The following is a 1,716-nucleotide window of genomic DNA, read 5'->3' as shown; positions in this document are numbered from 1 at the left end:
GTCTGGAGCAGGACGTGGTCCTCGGCCCCGAGCCGCAGCAGGCTCGCCCGCACCAGCGGGCCCTGCGCCAGGTCGAAGCGGCGGCGGCTCTCGGCGGCCGCGATCCGGGCCAGCTCCTCGTCGAGCCGCTCCGGGTCGAGCTCGACCACCGGCAGGCGCAGCGAGGCCACCGGCTTGACGGTCGCCAGCGGGTGGCCGTCCACCGTGCGGAAGGTGGTGCGCAGCACCGGGTGGTGCTGGACGGCGGCCGCGAGCGCCTGCTGGAGCGCGGCCGGGTCGATCCGGCCGGTGAGCCGCACGGCGTCACCGGTCTGCCAGGGGCGCTTCTCGTCGAGCTGGACGAGCAGCCACAGGCGGCGCTGCTCCAGGGTGAGGTTGCTGGTGAAGGCGCTGGCGGAGCCGTCGAGGAGGCCGGCCAGGACGGCGCGCTTCTCGTCGGGCGTCAGGGCGGCGGTGCCGTCGTGCGTGCTCATGTGGGGGGACTCCCGTCCTCGGTGTCTGTGGCGCGGTCGGTGGCGCGGTCTTCGACGCGGTCTGTGGCGCGGTCTTCGACGCGTCGGCGGCGGTCAGGCGGCGGTCAGGCGGCGCGTTCGCGGACGGAGCGGGGGCGCATGTCCGTCCAGACCCGCTCGATGTGCTTGAGGCACTCCTGCTTGGTCCCGGTCGTACCGGTGGCGGCCCAGCCGGCGGGCAGCGCCCGGTCGGCGAACCAGATCGAGTACTGGTCCTGCTCGTTGGTGACGACCTGGAAGACGGTGTCGGCGTCGTCGATTCCCATCGCTGGCTCCTTGGGAGTTGTGGTGGTGGGTTCTGGTGGTGAGTTCTGGTGGTGGGTTCTGCGGTGGCCGGTTCAGTTCAGGTGGCGCAGGATCTGGTCGATCTCCTCGTCGGAGATGCCGGCGAGCTGGGCGAGCACCGCTTCGTCCGCGGTGGGTCGCCGGTCGCGGGCCCGTTCCAGCTCCGCCAGGACGGCGGCCAGTCCGGCCGGGGTCGGCAGCCGGAAGAAGTCGCGCACGGGCACCTGGAGGCCGAACTCGGCGCGCACGCGGCTCAGCAGCTTGGCGGCGAGCAGGGAGTGCCCGCCGAGGCCGAAGAAGTCGGCGTGCACGCCGACCGCGGGCCGGCCCAGGACCTCCTGGAAGATCGCCAGCGTGCGCCGCTCCACCCCGTTGCGGGGCGGGGCCTGCTCGGTGGGCACGCGCGGCGGCAGCGCGGGCGGGGGCGGCAGCGCGCCGCGGTCCGGCGTGCCGTCGGGGGCCGTCGGCAGGGCCTCCAGGACCCCGAACACCGCCGGGACCTCGTATCCGGGCAGCGCCGCCCTGGCCCGGCCGCGCACCATCGACGCGAAGGCCTCGCGCTCGCGCCCGGTGCCCGTGGGCACGGCGGGGTCCGGGACGAGCCAGGCGATCAGCCGGCGCTCGGCGTCGGCGGTGACCGCCGCGTCCCGCACGCCCGGCACGGCCCGCAGCGCCCGCTCGACGGCCGCCGCGCGGACCGCCCGGTCGCCGACGGACAGCCACCCGGCGCCGGGGCCCACGACTTCGAGGCCGCCGTCCCGGGTGCGCCGGCAGCGCAGCCCGGCCGGCACGTCGGGCCGTCCGGCGGTGGCCAGGTGCAGCTCGCCGACGACGCCGTCGGGCACCGGCCCGCCCCGCACGTCCAGCAGCCGGCGGACGGTGCCCGGCAGCGGCGGGCCGAGGCGCCGGCCGCGCCACG

The 1,716-nt window shown here is 76.7% G+C and carries 3 protein-coding genes; all 3 read right to left on the bottom strand.

The features are described from left to right. Window positions 1-473 (bottom strand): condensation domain-containing protein (locus AB0O00_RS38025; protein ID WP_363659261.1); only part of this gene is annotated, 473 nt, incomplete at its 3' end. A gap of 104 nt (window positions 474-577) precedes the next feature. Continuing rightward, a complete protein-coding gene (locus tag AB0O00_RS38020; RefSeq protein WP_363659260.1) occupies window positions 578-778 on the bottom strand; it encodes an MbtH family NRPS accessory protein in 201 nt (66 codons plus the stop codon). Window positions 779-850: 72 nt separating this feature from the next. Beyond that, window positions 851-1,716 (bottom strand): phosphopantetheine-binding protein (locus AB0O00_RS38015; RefSeq protein WP_363659259.1); only part of this gene is annotated, 866 nt, incomplete at its 5' end.

Origin of the sequence: Kitasatospora sp. NPDC093558, assembly GCF_040683475.1 — a bacterium.
GTDB lineage: Bacteria > Actinomycetota > Actinomycetes > Streptomycetales > Streptomycetaceae > Kitasatospora.
Note: the sequence above shows the minus strand (reverse complement) of the source record. Positions and strands in the feature narration are given on the sequence as shown.